This is a genomic window from Lentibacillus kapialis (assembly GCF_014646635.1).
In the GTDB taxonomy this organism is placed as follows: Bacteria; Bacillota; Bacilli; order Bacillales; family Amphibacillaceae; genus Lentibacillus; species Lentibacillus kapialis.
Window position 1 is genome coordinate 1 of record NZ_BMNQ01000099.1, and the last position, 371, is coordinate 371.

General features: G+C 40.2%; 1 protein-coding gene. It reads right to left on the reverse strand.

Annotation, left to right across the window (positions count from 1 at the left end):
• Positions 1-371: helix-turn-helix domain-containing protein (locus tag IEW67_RS17415; protein ID WP_194466074.1), on the reverse strand; the 371-nt coding region annotated here is incomplete at both ends.

The following is a 371-nucleotide window of genomic DNA, read 5'->3' on the forward strand; positions in this document are numbered from 1 at the left end:
AACGATATGCCAAACGTTTTCTCAATCCAATCACGAACTAAAAATGACGTCCAATTCATCTCGGCAGGAAACCCTGCATCAATTGGCTTTTCATTAACAATTAGCTGATAAACTTCCTGTTCTTGCTCTTCCGTAAGATGGCGGGGTCTGCCTGGTGATTGACCGGGAATCAAACTATTTAGGCCGTTGGATTTATAGGCGCTTACGTAATTGTATATCGTCTTCTCGCTGGTTCCAATGTAACTTGATATTTCGCTTACTGGTCGCTCTTTTAAATACAACAAGATGGCTTGGTATCGTTTAAATAATCGAAGGTCTTTCGTTTCCTTCATAGCCGCTTTAACAGATTGAATATCAGGATTCTGATTATC